Below are 20,905 nucleotides of genomic sequence, written 5' to 3'. Positions count from 1 at the left end.
GTGTTGTCGGCAAGTAGTCGCCGGCGTGGTCGTTGCTGCCACACGCGGACTTCGTCGCCGCTTGCCCTCAAGGGATGTTCAGCTGGTGGTCCAGGCGTAGTCGGGAACTTGTAGTGGTTCGGGCGGCGGTGGGGGAGTAGTGGCTTGTCCTACCGCTGTTCGGATGTTGTTGAGTGGTTCTGTTCCGTGGAGGTTCTCAATCGGCCAGGTCTCGACAGCGTCGTCGGGCCAGGGATCGAGTTCGACTCGGACAGCGAAGTACTCTCCGGTCGAATACACGGCACCGTCGCGCACTCGGGCCCGTGCTGCGGGGTAATCGGCACGCCCATCGTAGGTGGTGGGGTAGCGAGGGAAGAGCCGGTCACGGAGCGGGACGTCTGCACCACTGAGTGTGCGACCGCGCGCGTCGTGATAGCTGGGCCTAGTTCGAGGAGCCTTGCCTTGCAGTCGCCGGGCATGGTCACACCACCACGCCCACAATTCCCGCTCAAACGCGTACCGGGCGGCCCTCCGTACCAGCGTGCCAAAGACGTTCAACGTCTTCGCCGCTGCGGTCCGAACATCTCTGACGTATCTCCGCCAACGTTGACCGGCACTGAAGATGAGCTTCAAGCCCCGCAGACCCTGCACAATCCGCTCAGCTCGAACCTCACTCGACCCCAACAGGTGCGCGAGTTCCCTGGTGCTCAGCCCGCCGTGCTCCTCGAGCAGCACCCACGCGCGCGCTCCGGTCTGTCCCAAGCCTGTTCTATAGCTGAACAGGTCATGGCGGACCTGCAGCAGCTCAGATTCCAGCTCGCCAAGGACCCTGCGTCGTTCTGCGAACACCTCGCTCGGCCGGGCAGGGGGGGTTGCCTGCTGAGACCCTTCAGGAGGTAGTGTCCGGTGAATCTCTAAGGGTGTGGAAAGTCGTGGTTCTGGTCGCAAGGCCCACACCGCAGCATCGGTTCCGTCCGCGGCTTGGGCACGTGCGAGGAGGCCCTCGGTGCGGAGCTCGTTCAGGTGGTGTGCGACTTGGGACTTGCCTGTGCCGATCAGGAGGGCGATGGTGCGGGTTGAGGCGGCGACGTGGGTGCGTCCGGTGTGAAGGGTCAGGTACGCGAGCGCCACGAGGATGGAGCGTCGCATCGCGCCACCGTCTTCGGCACCCCACCGTCCCGGGTGGATCTGGAAGCCGACCCGGAGGTCTTCGATGGTCTGGAGTTGCGCCTGGAGTTCGGCGACGTCGGGGGCAGGTCGCGTGGATGGCTGCCACGTGCCGGCGGTGGTGCGGAGCTCGTGGATCTCGAGCGCGCGGGCCCAGTCCTTCTCAAGCTTCGATACGAGCTCGTGCGGTGCGCGTGGGCGGCGCCGGCCTGCCCCGAGGTGCCTGGTCCGGTAGTGCTCTAGCCCTGGCGCGGTCCGCACCGCATCGGTAACTTCCTGGAATGTCCACCCAGCTGAAGCGGCGAACAACAGACAGATGAACCCGGTCCGTGACGGGTCGGCCCCGCCACCGGCGGTCTGGAGGTGCGCGACCCCGTTGGGGTGCATCTGACGTGCGGGGCGGTACGAACGCTCTAGGCGGCCCTGCACCGGTTCACGCTCGACCTGCTCGGCCGGCGCGACCTCACGCAGCCGCTCCGTAAGCTTTTCCAGTTGTTCAACCGTGGTGGTCGGCTGGGCCAGGCTCCGCAGGTCCCCAGCAAGTACTCGGGACGCGGAACCATCGCGGTGTGGTGCACCAGGTGGCCGCACACCACCGGTCGCGGGGTTGAACAACATGCCGGCATCCATCGACGACAACACAACCTTCGCGGCACGCCCGAGCGAAGCAACCAGAGGCGCAGGCGCCCCCGACAACAGCGCCAACCACACGTGGCGGCCGCCCGTCCCGGACGACTCACACACCACATGGGCGATGTCGAGCTCGTCGAGGAACCCGGCGAGACGATCACAATCCTCGCCAGCCTTCTCCACGAGCTCGTCTAGAACCCGACCCGCACGATCCTTCACATCGAAGTCGAAACACACCAACCGGAACACATGCGCATCATCCGCAAGCCGCACGTACCACGGCACCCCCGGATCAGCACCGACGATCGAAACGGTCCGCGCATACGTGTTCGCCCGCTCTGCAAGCGCGGCCTGGGTCATCACCGACACCAACAACCGCGGGCTAATCAGCCGGGTGAACTCCCACGCCGACGGCACACCCGCCCGGGAAAAGACCTCAACATCAGTCGTCCCTCGCGACACGCCGTGAGCAACACTCACCTGCGAAATGCGTGACAGACCATCATCAGCGGGTACTATGAGAACACCTCCTAGAGGCAAGGAAGAACCCTCCGGTCCTTCCGGCTTTTAGTTGCTAGCTCCGAAACGTTGGCCGCGAAACCTGGTTCAGAGCTACGAAACTTGGGGATAGCCCGTCGCGAAAGCGGCGGGCTTCTTCGTTAAGCCGCTGCCGTTGGTTTCACCTCCGAGGTGTTGGACGGGAGAACAGGGAGACCGCCAGCTGCTTGGTATGCCTTCGCAAGTCGCTCCATATAAAGAGCGACCGACAGATTCCCAGAAGCGACCGCTGCGAGATCTAGCGCTTGGTACGCCTGAGGAGATAGCCGGAGCTTCTGGAGTTCAACCGGCTTCACTCCGGCAGGAAGCCGGTTCCGCCGACGCCCCTTTGGGATCTGCTGCTCATCCATGCTCACGATCATGTCGCTAATGCACCCGTTAACGTCGTCGCCACGCTGCCGGATGCGGCATTCGCCCTGTGATTTCGCTCATACCGTCATCTGACCATGCAGGGTCTCGACACTCGAGCGACGTACGGAACGTGGCCTCGGCTTCACAGTTGCTGATCCCTGTTGTGAGTCGCCATCTCTGGAATCTGGCATTCCCTGTCCTTCCAAATCCATAGTCATAGTTCTACCCTATGACATTGAATTTGACTTCTTAGGGGCGACTTTGGCCCACGCAACACAGCGACCAGGGGCGTTCCCCGACACGTACTTCAAACGTCAGCACACTTCTGGAAGACCGAGCGTCACGCAATTCCGCCGATCGCGCTGCTCAAATGACTCCGGAATCGTCGGATACGGCTCTCAGCGCGGCGAGACTTACGCGCGAGGAAAGGCGGCAAGGTGGCAAGGAACGATTCGACAGCCGTACGAGCAGAGCAAGATGTTTATGGCGTTTCCGCGATCGTTGGAGCGGCTTGGGTGTTGCGTGTGGTGATCATGACCTTGCTGGTTCCCCTGGTTGCGCTCTGGACGCTCGCAGGCGTGCTTACGGCTCGGCGCGTACTTGATCGTCGGAGGCGGTGGATCCGAGCATGACAAGGCCAGTCGCCACCCTGACGAAGGAGATCAGCCCCCGGAAATTTGTGGCTGGCCTGAATCTTCCGAATTTCGTCACGCTGGCTGAGCTGATCGAGTTCACCGAAGAGCGGATTGGGCGGAAGATCAAGCTTCGTTCAACGCCCCGGACGCCCGAACCAGGCACGCCGTGTGCGTTGGTCTGCGGCTTTGATGGCGCAAGCGCTCTAACTATCTCCTACTTCGAGCATCCAAGTCGCCGATTCAGAATGCAGTGCATTCTTCACGAATTGGCCCATCTCTTACTCCGGCACCCCCTGAGAGTGCTAAGCGCGGAACAGGCGATTCGCCTGTACTGCCCATCGATCGCGGGACCGATCTACGGTCTGCAACGAGAACTTAATTCACCTATCGAGAGGACAGCAGAGCGGGTGGCAGATCTGCTCTCGCATCGAGTCGTGGACCCGTCTTGGCAGCCGGCGAATGGTTGGGTTGGAGTTTGGTCATCATAGACTTCGGCCACGTCATTAGCTGGATCACCATAGTTGCGGTGGTTCTGTTGATCCCTCTGGGCTTCTGGACGTTGCTTCGCGCACGCAAGTCCTTCTTGGTCGTTGCTGCTGGCCCGTTTGCAGTGGGTATTACTCTCCGCCAACCTGACGTTTATCCGCACGTAGACAGGGCATTTTCCGAGTGGTGGGGGAGTGGGAGTAATCTCACGCTCATCGTGTTTGAAGGTGCGCTGGTTCTAGCGATGGTTGCGCTTCTTGAGATGGCGATCGTCGCGGTATCTGGTGCGCGCAATCGACGAGACCTTCAAGGCACCCCAGCTGCGCGGCAAGTACGTGCTGGGCGCATCGGTGGGGCACTTACGGTTTTCTGCCTAATAGCGACGTTCCAATCCGGCTGGTCGGGACCGGACCCGTTCCTGGTCGAGAGCCTTACGTTGCCGAGAGCGGCCGTGTTCTCGACAATTGCATGGTTTGGGCTCGCTTTCATTGTGATCGTCTGCATCCGCACTCTGTGCATCTTCTTTACGAGCACGGTACGGGTCGTCGACGGGCGAACGACCGTTGCTCTCGCCGTCAAAGCAGTGGCCGCCGCATTTGCGTGCCTAGCTTGGACACTTCAGATGATCCTGACGATCCTTGGCATCCAAGGACAAGTCGTTGCAGCCACAGCGCTGACTTTCTGGGTAACGCTCGCGATCAACATCTGCGCGCTTCTGTTGGCAATCGCTCTCGGCTTTCCTGTCATGTTGGACGTATCCAGCGTCTTCATTGAAGATCTCAAGGGGCGCCGATATCTGTGGGTTACATACTCGAAATGGAGCCGACTAGCGAAGCGGTCGCCAGAACTCATTCTGCATCGCCATATCCAGTTGAGAGGACGTGGAATCGTCGCTCTTCACGTTCGTCATCTTGTCCACCGTCGCAAGATCGAGCTCGCGGATCTCGCCATCGCTCACCCCGGCCGTATGCTTTCTGAAGATGGGCAGCGTGGCCCAGGTGGCGAAACGGGCATTGGAGGGCGCGCGGGTGGCTGAGGATGACGCGCTCACGCGGCGCAAGGAAGAGCTTGCCCGACGGCTCAATCTCTTGCTTGCGTCACTCGTTTCCGCACGCGGAGTTCCGTACACCTATGAAGAAGTCGCGGCGCACGTCAGTCAGCAAGGACAACGCCTTACCCGCAAGCGATGGAACTACATGCTTAGGGCTGATGGTCCGTTGGTGACCGATAACCGGCTGTTTGGAGCTCTTTCCACGCTATTCGGTGTGGACCCCGAATACCTCATCACATGGGGGCCTGATGGAAAGCCGGGTCACGTCGAAGCTCAGCTTGAGTTCATTCACGCGCTGCGAACCAACAAGGTCACACAGATCGCGGCAAGGACGCTCAGCGGAGAAATCTCAGCAGATGGCTTGCGCCAGCTCTCCTCTTTGCTCGATGAACTCGGCGGTGCTCAAGACGATGAATAGCTACGGGCGCATCAGCTCACAGAATTCACCGTAGATCGCGTTGTATCGAACGGTGTTCAGGCGGTAGTACAGCGGTCTTCCTCGTCGCGTTTCTGACAGAGGGAGATTCAGCAGGAGGATATCTGCGAGAACGAGGATGCGCGCATGCCTTTCAAGAGTCGACGCGTTGAGCCCCGTACGTTCCTTTAGCTGCGCCTGCCCGAGGCCGACGGGGTCTCCAAGCAGAGCCCGTACAATCCGGAGCCTCGCTGGATGGCCGAACACCTCCTCTACCTCCTTGAGCTTCGAGATCGAGTTCGTGTCCATGGATACCCATCCTTGTGGATCCAGAGGCGAGCCGCCAGCGACGGTGGACCCGGCGGACTTCTCGAGCATCAAATGCATTCTCGACACCTCAAAACATCAGATATAGTGTTTTAGGGCTTGCAGTTTCCTTGATACCTTGGTTCCTGCCTCCAAGGAGGTGAAGGAGAGACACGATGACGACTACCCCCACCTCTCTCGGGCAGTTTCCGAGCGAATCCGACGGCCCACAGCTGGTGCTGTGCAGCTCATGCGGCGAGGAAGTGCCGGCCGAGCCGTTCTGCCCGGCCTGCGGACAGCCGCGCACCACCGATCACGACACCCACACCGAATCCGATCCCGAACCACGGCAAGAGCAGTCCCTCAAGCCCGAAACCACGCAGGTGGCCGCACCGGCGTCGGTTCGCCGGTGGTGGCCGGTCTCGATGCGGGGACGATGCATCGCGGTGGGCGTCACTGCAGTCGTGATCGCCGCGCTGACGGCCGGAACGGTCTGGGGCGCCGGCCAGATCGAGCACGCCGCGAAGGTTGACGACGCACGGGGAGCGCTGACCGAGCTGAAGCAGGTCGAACATGAGCAGGGGCTCGCGACAGGAGTGCTCTCCTCGCTGATCGAAGAGTATGACCCGCTGGCCACGGTGTGGCGGACAGCCGTCGAGGCAGCGCCCATGGGTGGGGCAGGGGAACGCGACCAGTTGGTCAAGGGCCTCGCCGAGCTCACGTCGCTTCTGGCTGCCGGCACGGAGCAGGTCACAGCCACGCGGCCGGGATCGGACTTCCCGACCGCCAAGGCATGGCGGGCACCCGCCGAGATCGAGTTCGTTTCCGAGCGCCTTGACGCGGCCCGGGCCCAGATCGGCCAGGTCACCGCGACCACCAAGGAGCTCTTGACCGAGGACGACTTCGGCACCGCGTGGGCGGCGGTTGAGGTGGCAGGAATCTCGTGGATGAAGACGTTCCCTGCCGATGCTGCCGTACAGCTGAAGAAGTACCCGTCCGCAGGCCAGCCTCAGCAGGCTGCCGTCACGGCAGCTGCGGCCAAGGCAGGCGAAATCTCCACCACGTTGTCCGATGAAGCGGTTGCGGTGGTTCGCGCATACGTTGCTGCGGTCGATCAGCTCAAGGCTTCGCACATGGCTTCTGAGAAGGCGAAAGCGGACGCGGCGCGTGCCGCGGCTGAGGAGGCTGCACGTCAGGAGCAGGACCGTTGGTCCAGCGGCTATGACGATGACGGCGACTGGGCAAGCGACGGCGGTGAGACCGGCGACGGGGGCAGCTCCGGCGGTGGCGGCTCGACCGACGACGGCGGCGGCATGGGCGCACCGCGAGAAGATCACTGTGCTGATTGCTTGGGTGGGAAGAACCCGGGCATCTGAGCCGGTGAGTGGGTCTCTCGTGAATTGGAAGGAGAACGTCACGGAGCAGAAATAGAGCAGCACACACCTTTCGGTGTGTGGCGGTGGGGAGCCGGGTTGCAGCCCGGCCCCTCCACCTGATCCCAACCAAACATTTGTCCTGGATAGGAAGACATGCATATGGATAGGACTGCCCAGATTCTACGGGCAGGGGGCGCCGCAGCGCCCCGAACGTCGCGGATGCGACGTGGCATGGCGGTCACGGCGATCGCCACGATGCTGGGCACGGGGCTCGTCGCGGGCGCGAGCGTGCCGGCTCACGCAGCCAGTGGTGGTGCGTCGGTTCCCGGCAGCGGCGGTACCGACGGCAACGTCCGCACCTACGGGTGGATGTACGACTACTTCGGGTCTGGCAATGCCCCGGTGCAGGGGTATGACACGGCGTCGATCGATTGGTTCTTCGCGAACAACAGCGTCGGGGCCCCCGATACCGCGTCGCAGCCCAACGCGTCTGATGCGATGCGGCAGGCGTGTGGTGTGGCACTGGATCGTGCCGACGCGCGGAAGGGCGGCGCGTCCGGGACTTCCCGTGTCGTCGGGATGTTCTGGGCGACGTCCGCCACACCTGACGTGATCTGGGGCAACGGGCTCAACGTGCCCTTCCGCTTCCAGGCCCTGTACGACGGGTGGGTAGCTGACGGTCGCCCGGGCGTTCTGGACGCCACAGATAACGTGAGCGACCTTGCCGGGTACTACCGGCAGATTGATGCGGCGATGGCGGAGGCGATCGCTGAGGCCGCCGGTCAGGAGACGCGGGCGATCTGTTTGGCGCTGAATGAGTCCGAGCCGCCGATGAAGTACACCCTCAAGGTGACCACGGACGCGACGAACACCTTCACGATCGCCGGCGGCACGACGCCCGTGATGGACACCATCCACGCGTCGAACGAGGGATCCTCGATCGTCGAGAACGTCAACGCCGAGGTGATCCTCCACTGGACCGACGACAACGGCACGACCAAGCAGGCATCGAAGACCGGCGCGATCGCGAACAACGGCGACTCGCAGTCGCCGTCCTTCGCCCCGGCCGATTTCGGTTGGACGACCTGGGCAGGCGGCGACTACTGGTTCGACGTGCGCGTCGCCAAGCAGGGGCAGATGGCGGCCGCGGTCGACACACCGGACAACGATCCTCGCGAGTCGTGGAGCGCATGGCTGCCCGACCCCAACAAGGACGTCATCGGCAGCTCGGAGGAATCGGGTGACCTGGGCGGTGACACGGTCAACGGGCTCACGGTGTACCCAGGGCAGAAGCTCGAGTACTCCGTGGGCGTCGACCTCCGGGTGAAGGACTCGGTGCGTCCCAAGATCACGTCGTTTGCGGTGCAGGACTCCTTCGACCCGCAGTTCACGCCGGACAAGGCGAGCGTGGAGTTCTGGGACTCACGCGACCCCGAGAACCCGAAGCCGGTCGCGCGGAGCGCGTACAAGCTGACATGGGATGCGGCGACGAACTCGTTCACCGCGACGTTCACGGACAAGTGGGTCACGGACAACATCCGCGGTAACACGAAGAAGGGTTGGCTGACGCTGCGCTTCACCGGCACCGTCAAGGACACCGCAGCTCCTGGAAGCACGGTCAAGAACCAGGCGTTCCAGATCGTCAACGGCGTCCGCATCGCGACCGAGGTCCCCGAAGTCAAGATCCCTCAGGTCGCGCCCGACAAGGAAGACCTGAACACCGACCTGATCGACATCGACGGCAAGACGGTCCTGAAGGGTGACCACATCCTCTACCGTCTGACCCTGGATGCGGGACCCGCGCGTGACGTGCTCGCGTACAACGTGCACAAGCTCGGCATGGTCGACGACTTCGACGAGGAGTACCTCGACCTCGAAACCACCGGCGTGAAGGTTACGAACCAGACCACCGGTGAGGACGTCACGGGCAAGTTCAACATCCAGATCAAGGGCGGTGTGCTCTACGTGTTCGCCAAGCAGGTCGACTCGGTCGACATGTACGGTGAGCCGATCCCGGGCGACCCGCAGCCGGAGAACCTCAAGGCCTACAACGAGGCGACGATCGACCCGCTGACGACGCCGATCATCGACCAGGCCCTGCTCGGCAGCAAGTACTGGATCACGATGGACACCACGGTCAAGAAGGTGACGGATGGCTATGTCATCAAGAACCAGGCCGTGCAGAACATCGAGAACACGTACCTGCCGACGCGGATCGTTTCGAACCCGCTCAAGGACATCAACCCGGACAAGGATGTTGTTGTCAGTGAGCAGACCGGTGACGACTCGATCAACGAGTCCGAGATCCCGCTGAACGAGACGTTCAACTACCGCCTGAACTCGTCGGAGATTCCCCCGAACCGGGCGTACCAGGCCAAGAACTGGTCCATCACGGACACGTTCGACAAGGTCCACGACCAGTACACCGGCCAGTGGGCTGTCTACGCCGACCGGGGCCTCTACGACGGCGACACGCTGCTCGTGAAGAAGGGCGCCCTGCTGCAGGACTCGGCCGGCCACGAGAGCGAGGCACTCAAGGGCCTGTTCACGGTCACGTGGGACGAGGCGAGCTACACCATCAAGATCGACGCCACCCAGAAGTACCTGGATCTCGTGAACACCCGCGGGGATCTCCCGCAGGCGTTCTCGGTGTTCACGCAGATGATCCGCATCGCACCGAGCCCGAAGGTCGAGAACCAGACGACCGAGAACTACAACCAGGTCGACCGCGACTCGAACATCGTCTGGACCTCGACCACGGAGCACCCAGGCATCGATGTCGAGAAGTTCACCCTCAGCGAGGGCCTCACCAAGGGCGATCGCGACAAGAACACCGACGCATACCCGATCCCCGATGGCGAGCTCGCCGACGGAACCCGTGTCGGCGTGCGGGTCACGAACACCGGTGACGTGCCGCTTCGCAACGTGTCCGCCACTGACCAGACCCATGAGGGCCTGTCCGGCACCGTCCAGCGCATCACCTGCCGTGTCGGGGATGCAACCGTTCCCGGCGACCGGATCGGGAACCTCGCAGTCGGCGCGCATGTCGACTGTGAGGGTGTCCTGACCGGTGTGAAGGCCGGACAGGCGCACGGCGACACCGTCACCGCGACCGGCGAGTCCGCGTTCACCGGCCAGAAGGTCACCGACGCGGACCCGTGGTTCGCGAAGGCCCCCGCCGCTCCGACCGGGAGCCTCGCGCACACCGGCGTCGACGGGACGGTCATGGGCTGGGTCGCGGGCGGCACGCTCGCAGCGATGCTCGCCGGTCTCGGCGCGGTGATGTTCTCCCGCCGCCGCCGCAAGGCCACCGCAGCGGAGTAGCCCACCAGCGGGGGTCTCCGGCTAGCCGAGTAAACCCGCTTCCCCACGTGCGTGGGGTGTCCTCACCCTTTCCGGGACACCCCACCCACCCTTCGCTGACCCTCCGAACGCTTGCAGGAGCCCGAATGACCGCCAAATCATCGAACATTTCGTTCCCCGCGTCGATGGTGATCCGCTACGAACACCAAGTCGCAACACACCCGCCTATCGGGCCGCTCACGCTCCGCCAGGACACCGAGCTCCAGAACCTCGCCCACTGGCGCCGCCGCGCGATCGGGCCGAAGACCGGTCACCTCGTGTCGGCCGGGTGGCCGGGATGAGCGGCCGCTTCCCACGCGGCCGATGGGCGTTGGCCGCGGCAGCCCTCATCGCGCTCATCGGATACGCGGCCACCCAAGAGCTCACCCCGGAGTCTCCGCACACCGCGCAGGTGGGGGAGACCGTGGCGTCGGGCCCGTACCCCGTGGTGCGGGTCGTGGACGGCGACACGATCGTCGTCGACGTTGACGGTGTGGAGCAGACCGTCCGGCTGATCGGGATCGATACCCCCGAGACCGTCCGCCCCAACACCCCGGTCGAGTGCTACGGCCCCGAAGCGTCCGCCCACACTCATGAGCTCCTCGACGGACGTACCGTCACGCTGACGGCCGACCCGACCCAGGACGACACCGACCGGTACGGGCGGTGGCTCCGCTACGTCACCGACAGCCAGACCGGCACCGACGTCGGCGCCACCCTCCTCGAGGGCGGCTACGCCCACGAGTACACCTACGACACCCAGTACGTCCGGCAGGGCGAGTACATGCAGCTCGAGCGGGACGCCACCGCCACAGCCCTCGGGCTGTGGGGTGCCTGCTGATGCGCCGCATTCGTCGAACCCGACATCGCTGAACGCGAAGCAACTTCCACGAGCAAGGAGAACCGATGACGACAACTCAGACCGTGCCGGAACGGCTCGTTTCCGTGTACTGCGGCATCTGCGAATCCGAGACCGGCGCAGTGCCCGTCTCGCAGCAGAAGACGGCCGTTGCCGCGCACATCGCCCAGTACCACCAGTAGAGGAGGGACAGCTCATGGCTGTGAAGACCGAACACGAGATCACCTACAAGTGCGGCCACGACGGTGTGCGCGACCTTTCGGACAAGCCCGCCGGGAAGCGGGCTGGGTTTGCGGAGTGGCTCGCGAAGCAGCCTTGCTTCGAGTGCCACAGGAAGGCCACGAAGGGGAAGGTCTCGGCCGAGCTCCAGAAGGAACGCGAGGAGAACGCCGAGCATGTGCGTGCCGAGTCGGAGCGTCTCGATCTTGCGGTGCTGCGCGGGTCGGACAAGCAGATCGATTGGGCGATGCGTGCCCGGCACGAACTCCTCGAGGCCGCGTACAAGCAGCTCGTGGAACCCGGCACCCTCACCGAGGACGAGTACGCCGAACAGGTCACCGCGAAGGCCCGGCTGATCGACCGGGCCGGCTGGTGGATCGAAAACCGCGATATCGCCGGTGCCGACCTGCCCGAAATCCTCGCCGACCCCGGCGTCCTCGTTGAGGCCGCGTCGACTGAGAACCCGTTCTGAGGGGCTGTTGATGAGTGAGGGTGACGTGATCGCTGACCGGTCGGTGGGGCTTGATCATTTCGTGTCGGGGGCGGCGGTGGTGTTCCCGGTCTGCAGCACCGCGATGGATGACGGTGAGGTCCCACACGGGCGTGTGTGGGGTTCCGGTGTCATCGGAGGGTGGACGGTCGTCCTCGGCCGGGAGCGGCTGCATGGGCGCCGAGGGCATGGGGACGGGGTGGTGTTCCAAGACCCGCGGATGCTGTTCCACTACGAAGGGGTTTGCCAGGAGTGCGACCGTGACCGGCGGTCGCTGTGTCGTACCGAATTCATCGAGCTGCGAGCGCGTCTCGCCGATGGGGAGGCGCGCACGGACATCGCTGACGAGATGCGGGTCGCCCGGCTCGAGACGGACGGCATCGACATGCTCATCCATGTCGGCCTGTACGACGAGGACTGGACCGATCTGACCCGGGTACCGGCAGGAGCCACGGCATGACCGGGGCGACCGCCACCTCGTGGGTGGAGCACCGCCGGGTGCTGGGATCACGGTGCGCCGCGTACGAGTCACCCGACCGAACCCGGTTCATTCATTCCTGGTACGTACGCCCGGCCGGCGGATACACGGGTGGCCGTTGGCATCACCGCGCTGGGGAGGCGTGGACGTTGCGGCCGACGAAGGCGCACGGTCCCACGTTCCGCCGGTTCACCCGGACCTCTGATGGGGTGCGTGATATCACCGGGTGGGGACGTGACCCGGTCCGGTGGGCCGCGAACCTGGCCTTCGACGCGCCGGATGCTGTCGTCGATGACGCTGCTGCCGAGCTGTGGGGTCTCACCCGCCGGTTGTACGCCCGCAACGACGTGCCCATGCCTGACTGGGTGGACCCGAACATCACCGATGGGACGGAGGTCGGGTGGGCGGTACGGGTTCTCGCGTTCCCCTTCGCTGGCCGGCGCCCGTGTCACCTCCACGATGTCGGGATCGCTGGTCTCGGGACCGCGTTCCGGCAGCACACCGCGTCCGGGTTCGTGCGAGCCGGGTTCGGTGCCCGGCACGTCCGCCGTGACGTGGTCCGGGCGACCGGTGCCGCCCCGGCATCGGTCCTGGTCGCCGTCGCGAAGGGAGCCCGGTTCCTCGATACCGATACCGTCGCCGATGTTCTCGCTCACTGGAACGAGCACCTGCCCGACTGGCAGGAATCGCACAGTATGACGGCGTCCTGGCTCGCCGCGCTGGCACAGCAGATCGGGTACGGCATCGACCGAAACCGGCGCCGCCTGCTGCTGTCGTTCGACCCGACGAACCGGGTCCACGTTGACACGCTGTACCTCCTCGACGGGCCCGGCACGCAAGACCAGATGGTTGCGGCACGGAACTGGAATGACTTGCACGACCGGCTGATCCGCACCCGACGAGCGGCCGCGAATGCCTACGCCGAGCAACTGAGCGCAATCCCCATCGTGCAGGACGCCGTGTATGCGGCGTTGGACGGTGCCCGGCTCCCGGGCGGTGCCCGGCTGGTGTCCGTGAAACGCGCCGGTGAGCTCGACGACTGGTCCGACCAGATGGGGAACTGCATCCGCGGCTACCAGTCCGCCGCGATCAATCACTTCGAGTACTTCTTCGCCGTCTACGGCGCCCGGGACCGGATGATCGGGAACCTCGCGATCACCGGCGGGTTCGAAGTTGTGGAACTCGCGGGGAAGCACAACCGGGCCGTCAGCAAGCAACTGCGAACCAGCATCCTGCAACAGCTCACCTCCGCGCGGAAACGACGTCCTGGCGTCGAGGTCCCGCAGCCCCGGGCAGCGGCGTGAGGGGGATGTGCAGATGAACCAGTCCGTTGGTGTGGGCCTTGCCGCTTTGGCCGGGCTGGTGTTGTTCCCGATTCTCTTGCTGGTCCTGTTCGCTGCGCCGGAGCAGGCATGCGGTGGCGGCGGCCGGGTGGATCTGAGCGGGCTGCCCGTGGTGGACGGGTTCGATGCGGAACAGGTCAGGAACGCCGCACTGGTGATGAACGCGGCATCGGACACCGGCCTGGGAGCGACCGCGCAGCAGGTCGGCGTGATGACAGCTTTGGGTGAGTCCAGTCTTCGGAACCTGTCGTACGGGGACAACGCGATCAACCCCGACGGGAGCGTGGCGGACTCAATCGGCCTGTTCCAGCAGCAGTCATCGTGGGGGAGCATCGCGGACCGAATGGACCCGAGCAAGTCGGCCGGATTCTTCTTCGAACGGCTGCAGCAGGTGCCCCGGTGGCAGGAGATGACGCCGACCCTGGCCGCACACAAGGTGCAGGCGAACGCCGACCCGAACCACTACACCCGCTTCCAGCCGGCCGCGGTCGCACTGGTGAACGCGTTGGCCGGCGGGGTGACCGGCGGTGGCGGGTGTTTCGTCTCGGGGGATGCGAAAGAGCTCGCGCAGCAGATCATGGACGCACACACGGCGGGACGGTTCTCCACGCTGTCTGGGGCCGGACAGCCGGACCACCTGTTCGAGATCCAGGCGATCGCGGACGGGAAGACGCTCCCGGGTTGCGGGGTCGACGTCGGCATGCTGCAAGCGATCGTGATCGCACTCAATGCCTTCGACGCCGTGCAGGTGTCCGACCTGAATCGGGCCTGCACAGGGCAGTCGCTTGGGGCAGGACAGTACTCGTCGCACAACATCGATGGCGGCGGGCACGCGGTCGACTTCTCGGCACTCAACGGCACCCCGATCACGGGGGCCGACTCGGACTCGGTCAGCCTCATTCGCCTTCTTGACGCGCAGCTGCCTGAGGGGTCGCGGGTGGGCCAGTCGCAGTGCCGTGTCGAGGCCGGCACGCAGGTGCCGTTGGCGCATCTGGTCGAGTTCACCGATAGCTGCGACCACCTGCACGTCGATAACGCATTCGCGAAGAACTGAGAACGGACTGTCCATGACACAGAACCCATTCCTCACCGAACCGGTGCGGGCGACCAGAAACGAGCGGCCCGAACCTGACCCGGTGTTCGATGATCGCGTCGAGCTCACCGGCCCCGCGACGCCTGAGCTCGCACCACCCGTCGATACGACTGGCCTGCGGGATTGGCCGGTACAGCCGGTCCTTCCTGGGACGGGTCTGTTCGTCGTTGGGCTGCATGGCGGTGCCGGCATCTCCACCGTCGTCGAGCTGTTGGGGTCCCCGGCCATCGACGCCGGTCAAGCGGTTCCTGACCCTGCCGGGTCGGGCGTGGTCAACATGGTCGCGGTCACCCGCACCCACCATCACGGACTCGAGCAGGCGCACCGGTTCGCCCGCCTCTGGGCGGACGGCCGCTTGGGCCGGGTTCGGCTGCTGGGGCTGTTGCTCGTCGACGACGGCCCGAACCTCACCCGGGCGCAACGACTCCAGGTGCGTCGCGTCAGCCGAATGAGCCCCCATGGGTGGCACCTCGGTTGGCAGGAGCCGTGGCGGCTGCAGGCACCTGACCGTGACCGGCTTCCGATGCGGGTGCGGTGGACGCTGCACCGCATCCATACGTTCCACAACCTCACGAAAGAAGGAAAGCAATGAAGGATCTGCTGTTGAAGACCATGATCGCCGCTGACGGGGTACTGCCGGACCCAGTACCGGAGCAGCCGCCGGGCACCGAAGGGGTGACCACCTTCCTGAACTGGCTCGCGTGGGGCGCGATCGCGTGCGGTGTCGCCGGGTTCCTGATCTCGTGCGGCATCCTCGCGTTCTCCGCGATCACAGGGCGTGAAGTGAACGGGTTCAAGGGCATCGCGATCTCGATCATCGTCTGCATCCTCGTCGCCGGTGTCGGCGGCATCCTGGCCACCTTCGTCGGCTGAGGAGCAACAGTTGTCTGACACGAACAAGACCGACTCCTCAGAGTCGAAGAGCCCGTTCAACATTTGGTGGGCGGCGTCCGGTGTGCTCCTGGTCGCGATCATCACGGCCTTGGTCGTGATCCTCACGACTGGACCCGGCGCCTCGGACCCTGCTGTCCCGGCGACGTCGACGGGACCGACGAACACCGGCGCCAACCCGGACAAGCCGGCAGCAGATCCGGAAGCAACTGCAGTTTTGGGGGAATGCGAGCTCGCCGCGGGCGATCAGGAGGTTCCGACGAGCGCCCCGGCCGGAACCGAATGGGTGCCGTACGGGGCAACCCTCATTCCGACGTCGACGATGTTCGGGCCGGCGGCCAACGGGACGGATTGGGCTTGCTATGCACACAGCCCGACTGGGGCGTTGTTCGCCGCGTTCGGCTGGCTCGGCACCATGGGCGCGACCGATGCCGAAAGCGGTGCTGACTTCTTCCAGGCATCCACCGTCGACAACCCGTCACGGGCGACGTGGATGCAGACCTATGGGGACTACTGGGTGGTCACCGCCGCTGGGAATGCGTCGCAGGTGGCTGGGTTCCGGTTCGCGAGCGTCGATCCGGACCGGGTCAAGGTCTACATCGGAACCCAGGACACCCACCTGACTGCCTCGATGCCGGTCACAGTGCTCTGGGACGACGAGGCCAACACCTGGCTGGTGGATCTCGGCGACACCCCGATCGCCTGGGCTCAGGACCCTCTGGTCGGGTATGTCCCATGGAGCGCCACTGATGGCTGACGAGCGTGACTGCGGGCTCTTCGGCTCCGGCTGTTGGGCCGAGGACGTCGTGAACGGCGCGATCGGTGAGTTCGTAAAGTCGCTGGGCGACGGGATCGTGAATGCTCTGGGCTGGCTGAACTCGATGTGGCTCGAGATGCCGTCCCCGACGCTCGAGGGCGACCCGGCGATCGCGGCGATGACCGGCGCGCTGAGCTGGTACACCTTCGCCATCGCGGCGGCTGGAATCCTGTTCGCGCTCGGCCGGATGGCGATCCAACGTGACTTCGCGGCCGGCGCGAGCGGGCTGAAGGCGCTGATCAACCTGGTGGTCGTGTGCGGTGCGTACATGGCTGGAGTGGCCGGGCTGACCCGTGCCGGCGACGCCTTCGCCCCATGGATCATGCAGAAGGCGACCGGGCAGGAGCTGTCCCTGACCGGGGTGCTCACCGTGACGATGCTGATCGGCCCCGGCCCAGGCCCCGGCGTGATCATCGGGCTCCTCGGCTTTCTCGGCGCAATGGCGAACATGGTGTTCATGGTGTTCCGCGGGGCACTGCTCACCTTGTTCATGGTGTTCCTGCCCTCGCTCGCGGCCGGGTCAAGCACCGAGACGGGAGCAGACGCGTTCCGTAAGGCAAACGGGTGGCTGCTCGCACTGGTGCTGTTCAAACCGGTCGCGGCCGTCGTGTACGCGACGGGAATGCTGCTGATGAAGAATCCGGGCACCGTCAAGAGCCTCGACGACCATGGGCAGCTGATGCTCCAAGCCGTCATCGGGATGACGGTGTTGCTGGTGGCTGCGCTGAGCCTGCCGGCACTGGTCAAATTCCTCGTCCCCGTGGCCGGCGCCGCGACCGCGGGGGCATTCAGCGGGGGTGCGGCACTCGCGGGTTCGGTTGCGGCGGGCTCTGCGGTCGTCAGCCTCGGCGCGAGCGCTGCTGCGGGCTCAGCAGCGAAGGCGGCCTCCGCTGGCGCTGGTTCAGGCGGTGGGAGCTCAGCGTTGGCGGCAGGCAGCTCCGCCGCCGCAGGCGGTGGCGCTTCTGCAGCAAACGGGGGCCCGAGCGGGAGCAGCACAGCTGCCAGTTCGGGCGCGGGATCCTCGAGCACGGGCGGCGGATCCCCCGAGGCGGGTTCAACCAGGACGGGAATGGCCGAACCGTCTGGTTCGTCGGCGCCGGGCGATGCCGGGCACGCCGAGAACGGTGCGAGTGGATCGCGGGTCGGGGACGTGGCACGGGCGTTTGGAGATCTCGGCCGCGTAGGCGCGTCAGGTTCTCCGATGGACGAAATGAGTGAAGGGAGCACGGCATGAGTGTCGTGACAGAAGTGAAACTGATCCCGCACGGGAACCTGCAGAAGGTGGGCAAGAAGGGGGTGCTGAACCTACCGCTCGGCGTGTCGGTGGCTGGGGTGCCCGTGGTCCTCGCGTTCATCGGTTGCCTGGCCCGCCAGTGGTACCTCGCGGCGTTCCTCGTCATCGTGGTCGCTGTCGTGGGTGCTGCGCTGATGTTGGTCACGGTGCGGCAGGGCCGGAACATCTACCAGCGGACCGCGCTTCGGGCTGCGCACCGACGTGCAGCCCGCACCGGTGCCGGCGTGGTCGTTGCCGGCCCGGCCGGGCGCGTCCCCGACGGGTCGTCCCAGGTGCCGGGGCTGCTTACGAGTTCCGTGCTGAGCGAGCACACCGATTCCTACGGGAACCGGTTCGGGGTGATCCGCCTCCCGAAGCACCACCAGTACACCGTCGTGATCGAGTGCTTCCCCGACGGTGACGCCCTCGTGGACACTGCCCGAGTGAACCACCAGGTCGCCGCGTGGGGGGCATGGCTCGGCGAGCTCGGAGTGGAGGATGCCGTGATCGGGGCGTCCGTCACGGTCGAGACCGCACCAGACCCGGGGCTTCGGCTGCGTCGGATGGTGACGGAGAACATCGTGGAGGGGGCGAACGATTTCGCGACCGCGGTCGCTGCGGACCTTGCCGGGAACCTGACCGGTGGCAGCCAGCAGGTCGCAACCCGGGTCGCGGTCACGTTCACCGGTCGTGGGGTGGGGAAGACGCCCCGCCCGGCTGAGGACGTCACGGAGGAGATCGGGAACCTGCTGCCGACGCTGCTGGCTGGGCTGACCCAGACGGGTGCCGGGCTCAGCGTGCGGGCCTGCACGGCGCAGGACATCGCCGACTTCACCCGGGTCGCGTACGACCCGACGGTGGCCGCCCGCGTCGAGCAGGCCCGCGTCGAGGGTGGTACCGGGCTTCGCTGGGCGGACGCCGGACCGGTGTTCGCGGACCCGCACCTGGACCGGTACTTCCATGACCGTGCGGTGTCGAAGTCGTGGCAGATGTATGAGGGCCCGCGGGGCCAGTTCTTCGCGACCGCGTTGCGTCGCGCGCTCGAGCCGTCGAAGAAGGTGCTGCGCAAGCGGGTGACGTTGCTGTACCGCCCGGTCCCGGCCGGTGAGGCGCCGGCGATGATCGAGGGCGACATCAACAACGCCACCTTTGCCGGGTCGACGAAACGGCGCCCGTCGGCACGGCAGGTGCTTGCACAGCGGCAGGCGGTCAAAGCCGGCGAAGAGGAAGCGCAGGGTGCTGGGCTCGTCCGATTCGGGCTGATCGTGACGGCGACGGTGGCCAGCAGCGAGGAGCTGCCCGCCCTGTCGAAGGTGATCCCGGGGCTGACGAATCAGGCACGGCTTCGTATCCGGGACGCGTACGGCAACCAGGATGTCGCGTTCCAGGCTGGGCTTCCGCTCGGGCTGGTGCTGCCGGAGCACATGTTGCTCCCCGACCGGGCACGGGTGTGGCTGTGAGCCGCCGCGGTGCCGCGGACGAGCTGCGGCTGACCGCCCGGGAAGCACGCCGCCTGGAACGAGCGGCAGGCAGCAGTGAGGCCCGGTCACCGTTGGCCGGGTGGCTGGGGTTCCTCGACTCGTCGCGTTCCGCGCGCAGGCAGATGCTCCGCAAGCCTGGCCGGCGCGGCTGGCGGGTCGCCGGAACCGGCCGGGTGAACTACATTGACGCGTTGCCCGAGTACAAGGGCACCACGGTGCAGGTGTGCGGGCTGTGGCCCTTCATCGCGGGCTCCTCCGACCCGGTCGTGGGTGTGCCGCTCGGCAAGCACCTGATGCGCGGCACCGTGGTGTGCGGGGACCCGATCATGTGGTTCCTCGCGAACCTCGTCACCCAGCCATCGTGCTTCGTGCTGGGACGTCCCGGGCTTGGGAAATCGACCTTGATCCGCCGCATGGTGACCGTGTTGTCGGCCTGGGGCATCGTGCCGATGGTGCTGTCGGACACGAAACCCGACTACGTCGAACTCGTCCGAGCCATGGACGGTCAGGTCATCCCGCTCGCGCGTGGACGGGGACGGCTCAACGTGCTCGATTTCGGGCCGATCGTCGCGGAGCTCACCGAGATCACCGACCCGGCGGCACGGGAGAACGCGCTGGAAGAGATGCGCGGCCGCCGCTTCACGATGGTCTCCGGGCTCCTCGCGCTCGTGCTCGAGCGGAACCTGTTCACGTTCGAGGACAACATCCTCGCTGAGGCGCTCCGGATCCTCGACCGTGAGCACGCTGGTGTGCCGACCCTGTCGGACCTGCTGGCGGTCATCACGAGCCGCCACGAACGGCTGACGGGGCTCGCGCAGGACCGGGGTGATGCGGCCCGCTACATGGACCGGGTCGAGCATCTCGTCGACGGGCTCACGAACCTTGGCCGCGGCGGGTCCTTCGGTGACCTGTTCGACGGTGAGACGACCGAGCACATCATCCCGGGCACCCCGATGGTGTTCGACCTGTCGAGCATTGATGACAGCGACCTGCAGCTGCAGGCGGCCGTGCAGTCGGTGTGCTGGAACTACGGGTCCGCGGTCGTCTCAGCGGAGAAGCACCTCGCGGATGCGGGGATCCGGGAGCGGCGTCACTACTTCCTCGTGATGGACGAGCTGTGGCGCATGCTGCGCGCGTCCGGGCTGATGGTCTACTTCCTCGACGCGCTCACCCGTCTGAACCGTCAGCGCGGCATCGCGCAGGCGATGATCACGCACACGATGAACGACCTCGAGCTCGCGTCGGAGGAGCTGTCCACGATCGCCCGCGGTTTCGTGGAACGCTCCGCGATGGTGTTCCTCGGTGGTCTCGCGGACGCCGAGATGGGCAACCTGGAACGGGTGTTCGCGCTGTCCCATCGGGAACGTGACCTGATCACCGGGTGGTCGGCCGAAGGCGGGGTGAACCAGGAGACCGGCACCCAGGCCGCCCCGCCCGGGCAGGGGAAGTTCCTGCTCAAGGTGGGCAAGAAGCCCGGGACCCCGTTCCAGACCGCGCTCACCGCTGCCGAGAAGACCGTGAACGACACGAACCGGGCGTGGGCTTCCACCGCGGACCGGTTCCGGGACAACCGTGGCCGCGTGGCGGAGCTCCTCGAGGAAGAACTGGAGGCGGCATGATGCGTGCCACGAACCGGAGAGCACAGCCGGCGAACGACACCGGGTG

General features: G+C 65.5%; 19 protein-coding genes. 17 read left to right on the top strand and 2 right to left on the bottom strand.

Features of this window, described 5'->3' with window-relative positions; all coding sequences use genetic code 11:
• Positions 1 to 78 precede the first annotated feature (78 nt).
• The gene (locus ACFVTR_RS18875; protein WP_387039840.1) at positions 79 to 2,136 is read right to left on the bottom strand and encodes a hypothetical protein; all 2,058 of its coding nucleotides are present in this window, start codon (positions 2,134 to 2,136) and stop codon (positions 79 to 81) included.
• Positions 2,137 to 3,795: 1,659 nt separating this feature from the next.
• Here ACFVTR_RS18875 and ACFVTR_RS18870 point away from each other — a divergent pair.
• Complete coding sequence (locus tag ACFVTR_RS18870; protein ID WP_387039838.1) at positions 3,796 to 4,842, top strand: hypothetical protein; 1,047 nt, start codon at positions 3,796 to 3,798, stop codon at positions 4,840 to 4,842.
• Positions 4,835 to 5,275 (top strand): hypothetical protein, encoded by a 441-nt coding sequence (locus ACFVTR_RS18865; protein ID WP_387039837.1) that lies wholly within the window; start codon positions 4,835 to 4,837, stop codon positions 5,273 to 5,275. The genes ACFVTR_RS18870 and ACFVTR_RS18865 overlap by 8 nt, the downstream gene beginning before the upstream one ends.
• On the opposite strand, the gene ACFVTR_RS18860 is transcribed toward ACFVTR_RS18865, so the two are convergent.
• Positions 5,276 to 5,581 carry an ArsR/SmtB family transcription factor gene (locus ACFVTR_RS18860; RefSeq protein WP_387039835.1) on the bottom strand — a complete coding sequence of 102 codons (306 nt, stop codon included), beginning with the start codon at positions 5,579 to 5,581 and terminating at the stop codon, positions 5,276 to 5,278.
• Positions 5,582 to 5,754: 173 nt separating this feature from the next.
• Here ACFVTR_RS18860 and ACFVTR_RS18855 point away from each other — a divergent pair, with 173 nt between their 5' ends.
• The 15 genes from ACFVTR_RS18855 to ACFVTR_RS18785 all read left to right on the top strand — a co-directional run bounded on the left by ACFVTR_RS18855 (position 5,755) and on the right by ACFVTR_RS18785 (position 20,859).
• Positions 5,755 to 6,954, top strand: coding sequence for a hypothetical protein (locus ACFVTR_RS18855; RefSeq protein ID WP_387039833.1), 1,200 nt, complete (start codon positions 5,755 to 5,757; stop codon positions 6,952 to 6,954).
• A 231-nt stretch (positions 6,955 to 7,185) separates the two neighbouring features.
• Positions 7,186 to 10,278, top strand: coding sequence for an LPXTG cell wall anchor domain-containing protein (locus ACFVTR_RS18850; RefSeq protein WP_387039831.1), 3,093 nt, complete (start codon positions 7,186 to 7,188; stop codon positions 10,276 to 10,278).
• 125 nt (positions 10,279 to 10,403) lie between these two features.
• Positions 10,404 to 10,598, top strand: a complete 195-nt coding sequence (locus ACFVTR_RS18845; RefSeq protein ID WP_387039829.1) for a hypothetical protein — start codon at positions 10,404 to 10,406, stop codon at positions 10,596 to 10,598.
• A 29-nt stretch (positions 10,599 to 10,627) separates the two neighbouring features.
• Positions 10,628 to 11,137 carry a thermonuclease family protein gene (locus tag ACFVTR_RS18840; RefSeq protein ID WP_387039827.1) on the top strand — a complete coding sequence of 170 codons (510 nt, stop codon included), beginning with the start codon at positions 10,628 to 10,630 and terminating at the stop codon, positions 11,135 to 11,137.
• Between the two features lie 65 nt (positions 11,138 to 11,202).
• Positions 11,203 to 11,337, top strand: a complete 135-nt coding sequence (locus ACFVTR_RS18835) for a hypothetical protein (protein WP_387039825.1) — start codon at positions 11,203 to 11,205, stop codon at positions 11,335 to 11,337.
• A gap of 14 nt (positions 11,338 to 11,351) precedes the next feature.
• Complete coding sequence (locus tag ACFVTR_RS18830) at positions 11,352 to 11,846, top strand: hypothetical protein (RefSeq protein WP_387039823.1); 495 nt, start codon at positions 11,352 to 11,354, stop codon at positions 11,844 to 11,846.
• A 10-nt stretch (positions 11,847 to 11,856) separates the two neighbouring features.
• The gene (locus ACFVTR_RS18825; RefSeq protein ID WP_387039821.1) at positions 11,857 to 12,324 is read left to right on the top strand and encodes a hypothetical protein; all 468 of its coding nucleotides are present in this window, start codon (positions 11,857 to 11,859) and stop codon (positions 12,322 to 12,324) included.
• The gene (locus tag ACFVTR_RS18820; RefSeq protein ID WP_387039819.1) at positions 12,321 to 13,646 is read left to right on the top strand and encodes a hypothetical protein; all 1,326 of its coding nucleotides are present in this window, start codon (positions 12,321 to 12,323) and stop codon (positions 13,644 to 13,646) included. The genes ACFVTR_RS18825 and ACFVTR_RS18820 overlap by 4 nt, the downstream gene beginning before the upstream one ends.
• A 13-nt stretch (positions 13,647 to 13,659) precedes the next feature.
• Positions 13,660 to 14,739, top strand: a complete 1,080-nt coding sequence (locus ACFVTR_RS18815; protein WP_387039818.1) for a hypothetical protein — start codon at positions 13,660 to 13,662, stop codon at positions 14,737 to 14,739.
• A gap of 13 nt (positions 14,740 to 14,752) precedes the next feature.
• Positions 14,753 to 15,370, top strand: coding sequence for a DUF6668 family protein (locus ACFVTR_RS18810; RefSeq protein WP_387039817.1), 618 nt, complete (start codon positions 14,753 to 14,755; stop codon positions 15,368 to 15,370).
• Complete coding sequence (locus ACFVTR_RS18805; RefSeq protein ID WP_387039815.1) at positions 15,367 to 15,651, top strand: hypothetical protein; 285 nt, start codon at positions 15,367 to 15,369, stop codon at positions 15,649 to 15,651. The genes ACFVTR_RS18810 and ACFVTR_RS18805 overlap by 4 nt, the downstream gene beginning before the upstream one ends.
• Positions 15,652 to 15,661: 10 nt before the next feature.
• Positions 15,662 to 16,426 carry a hypothetical protein gene (locus ACFVTR_RS18800; RefSeq protein WP_387039813.1) on the top strand — a complete coding sequence of 255 codons (765 nt, stop codon included), beginning with the start codon at positions 15,662 to 15,664 and terminating at the stop codon, positions 16,424 to 16,426.
• Positions 16,419 to 17,720 carry a hypothetical protein gene (locus ACFVTR_RS18795; RefSeq protein ID WP_387039811.1) on the top strand — a complete coding sequence of 434 codons (1,302 nt, stop codon included), beginning with the start codon at positions 16,419 to 16,421 and terminating at the stop codon, positions 17,718 to 17,720. Before ACFVTR_RS18800 ends, ACFVTR_RS18795 begins: the two co-directional genes overlap by 8 nt.
• Positions 17,717 to 19,219 (top strand): SCO6880 family protein, encoded by a 1,503-nt coding sequence (locus ACFVTR_RS18790; RefSeq protein WP_387039809.1) that lies wholly within the window; start codon positions 17,717 to 17,719, stop codon positions 19,217 to 19,219. The genes ACFVTR_RS18795 and ACFVTR_RS18790 overlap by 4 nt, the downstream gene beginning before the upstream one ends.
• The gene (locus tag ACFVTR_RS18785; RefSeq protein ID WP_387039807.1) at positions 19,216 to 20,859 is read left to right on the top strand and encodes a hypothetical protein; all 1,644 of its coding nucleotides are present in this window, start codon (positions 19,216 to 19,218) and stop codon (positions 20,857 to 20,859) included. The genes ACFVTR_RS18790 and ACFVTR_RS18785 overlap by 4 nt, the downstream gene beginning before the upstream one ends.
• The last annotated feature ends 46 nt before the right edge of the window (positions 20,860 to 20,905 follow it).

The organism is Agromyces sp. NPDC058126 (assembly GCF_042884595.1).
In the GTDB taxonomy this organism is placed as follows: Bacteria; Actinomycetota; Actinomycetes; order Actinomycetales; family Microbacteriaceae; genus Agromyces.
This window is presented reverse-complemented; position numbering and strand designations above follow the sequence as displayed.

Excerpts from the sequence above, each read along its gene's own strand:
- ACFVTR_RS18845 (WP_387039829.1), top strand. The coding sequence starts at position 10,404 with ATGACCGCCAAATCATCGAACATTTCGTTCCCCGCGTCGATGGTGATC.
- ACFVTR_RS18820 (WP_387039819.1), top strand. The coding sequence starts at position 12,321 with ATGACCGGGGCGACCGCCACCTCGTGGGTGGAGCACCGCCGGGTGCTG.
- ACFVTR_RS18835 (WP_387039825.1), top strand. The coding sequence starts at position 11,203 with ATGACGACAACTCAGACCGTGCCGGAACGGCTCGTTTCCGTGTACTGC.
- ACFVTR_RS18810 (WP_387039817.1), top strand. The coding sequence starts at position 14,753 with ATGACACAGAACCCATTCCTCACCGAACCGGTGCGGGCGACCAGAAAC.
- ACFVTR_RS18795 (WP_387039811.1), top strand. The coding sequence starts at position 16,419 with ATGGCTGACGAGCGTGACTGCGGGCTCTTCGGCTCCGGCTGTTGGGCC.
- ACFVTR_RS18860 (WP_387039835.1), bottom strand. The coding sequence starts at position 5,581 with ATGGACACGAACTCGATCTCGAAGCTCAAGGAGGTAGAGGAGGTGTTC.
- ACFVTR_RS18790 (WP_387039809.1), top strand. The coding sequence starts at position 17,717 with ATGAGTGTCGTGACAGAAGTGAAACTGATCCCGCACGGGAACCTGCAG.
- ACFVTR_RS18815 (WP_387039818.1), top strand. The coding sequence starts at position 13,660 with ATGAACCAGTCCGTTGGTGTGGGCCTTGCCGCTTTGGCCGGGCTGGTG.
- ACFVTR_RS18855 (WP_387039833.1), top strand. The coding sequence starts at position 5,755 with ATGACGACTACCCCCACCTCTCTCGGGCAGTTTCCGAGCGAATCCGAC.
- ACFVTR_RS18850 (WP_387039831.1), top strand. The coding sequence starts at position 7,186 with ATGGCGGTCACGGCGATCGCCACGATGCTGGGCACGGGGCTCGTCGCG.
- ACFVTR_RS18830 (WP_387039823.1), top strand. The coding sequence starts at position 11,352 with ATGGCTGTGAAGACCGAACACGAGATCACCTACAAGTGCGGCCACGAC.
- ACFVTR_RS18875 (WP_387039840.1), bottom strand. The coding sequence starts at position 2,136 with ATGACCCAGGCCGCGCTTGCAGAGCGGGCGAACACGTATGCGCGGACC.
- ACFVTR_RS18805 (WP_387039815.1), top strand. The coding sequence starts at position 15,367 with ATGAAGGATCTGCTGTTGAAGACCATGATCGCCGCTGACGGGGTACTG.
- ACFVTR_RS18825 (WP_387039821.1), top strand. The coding sequence starts at position 11,857 with ATGAGTGAGGGTGACGTGATCGCTGACCGGTCGGTGGGGCTTGATCAT.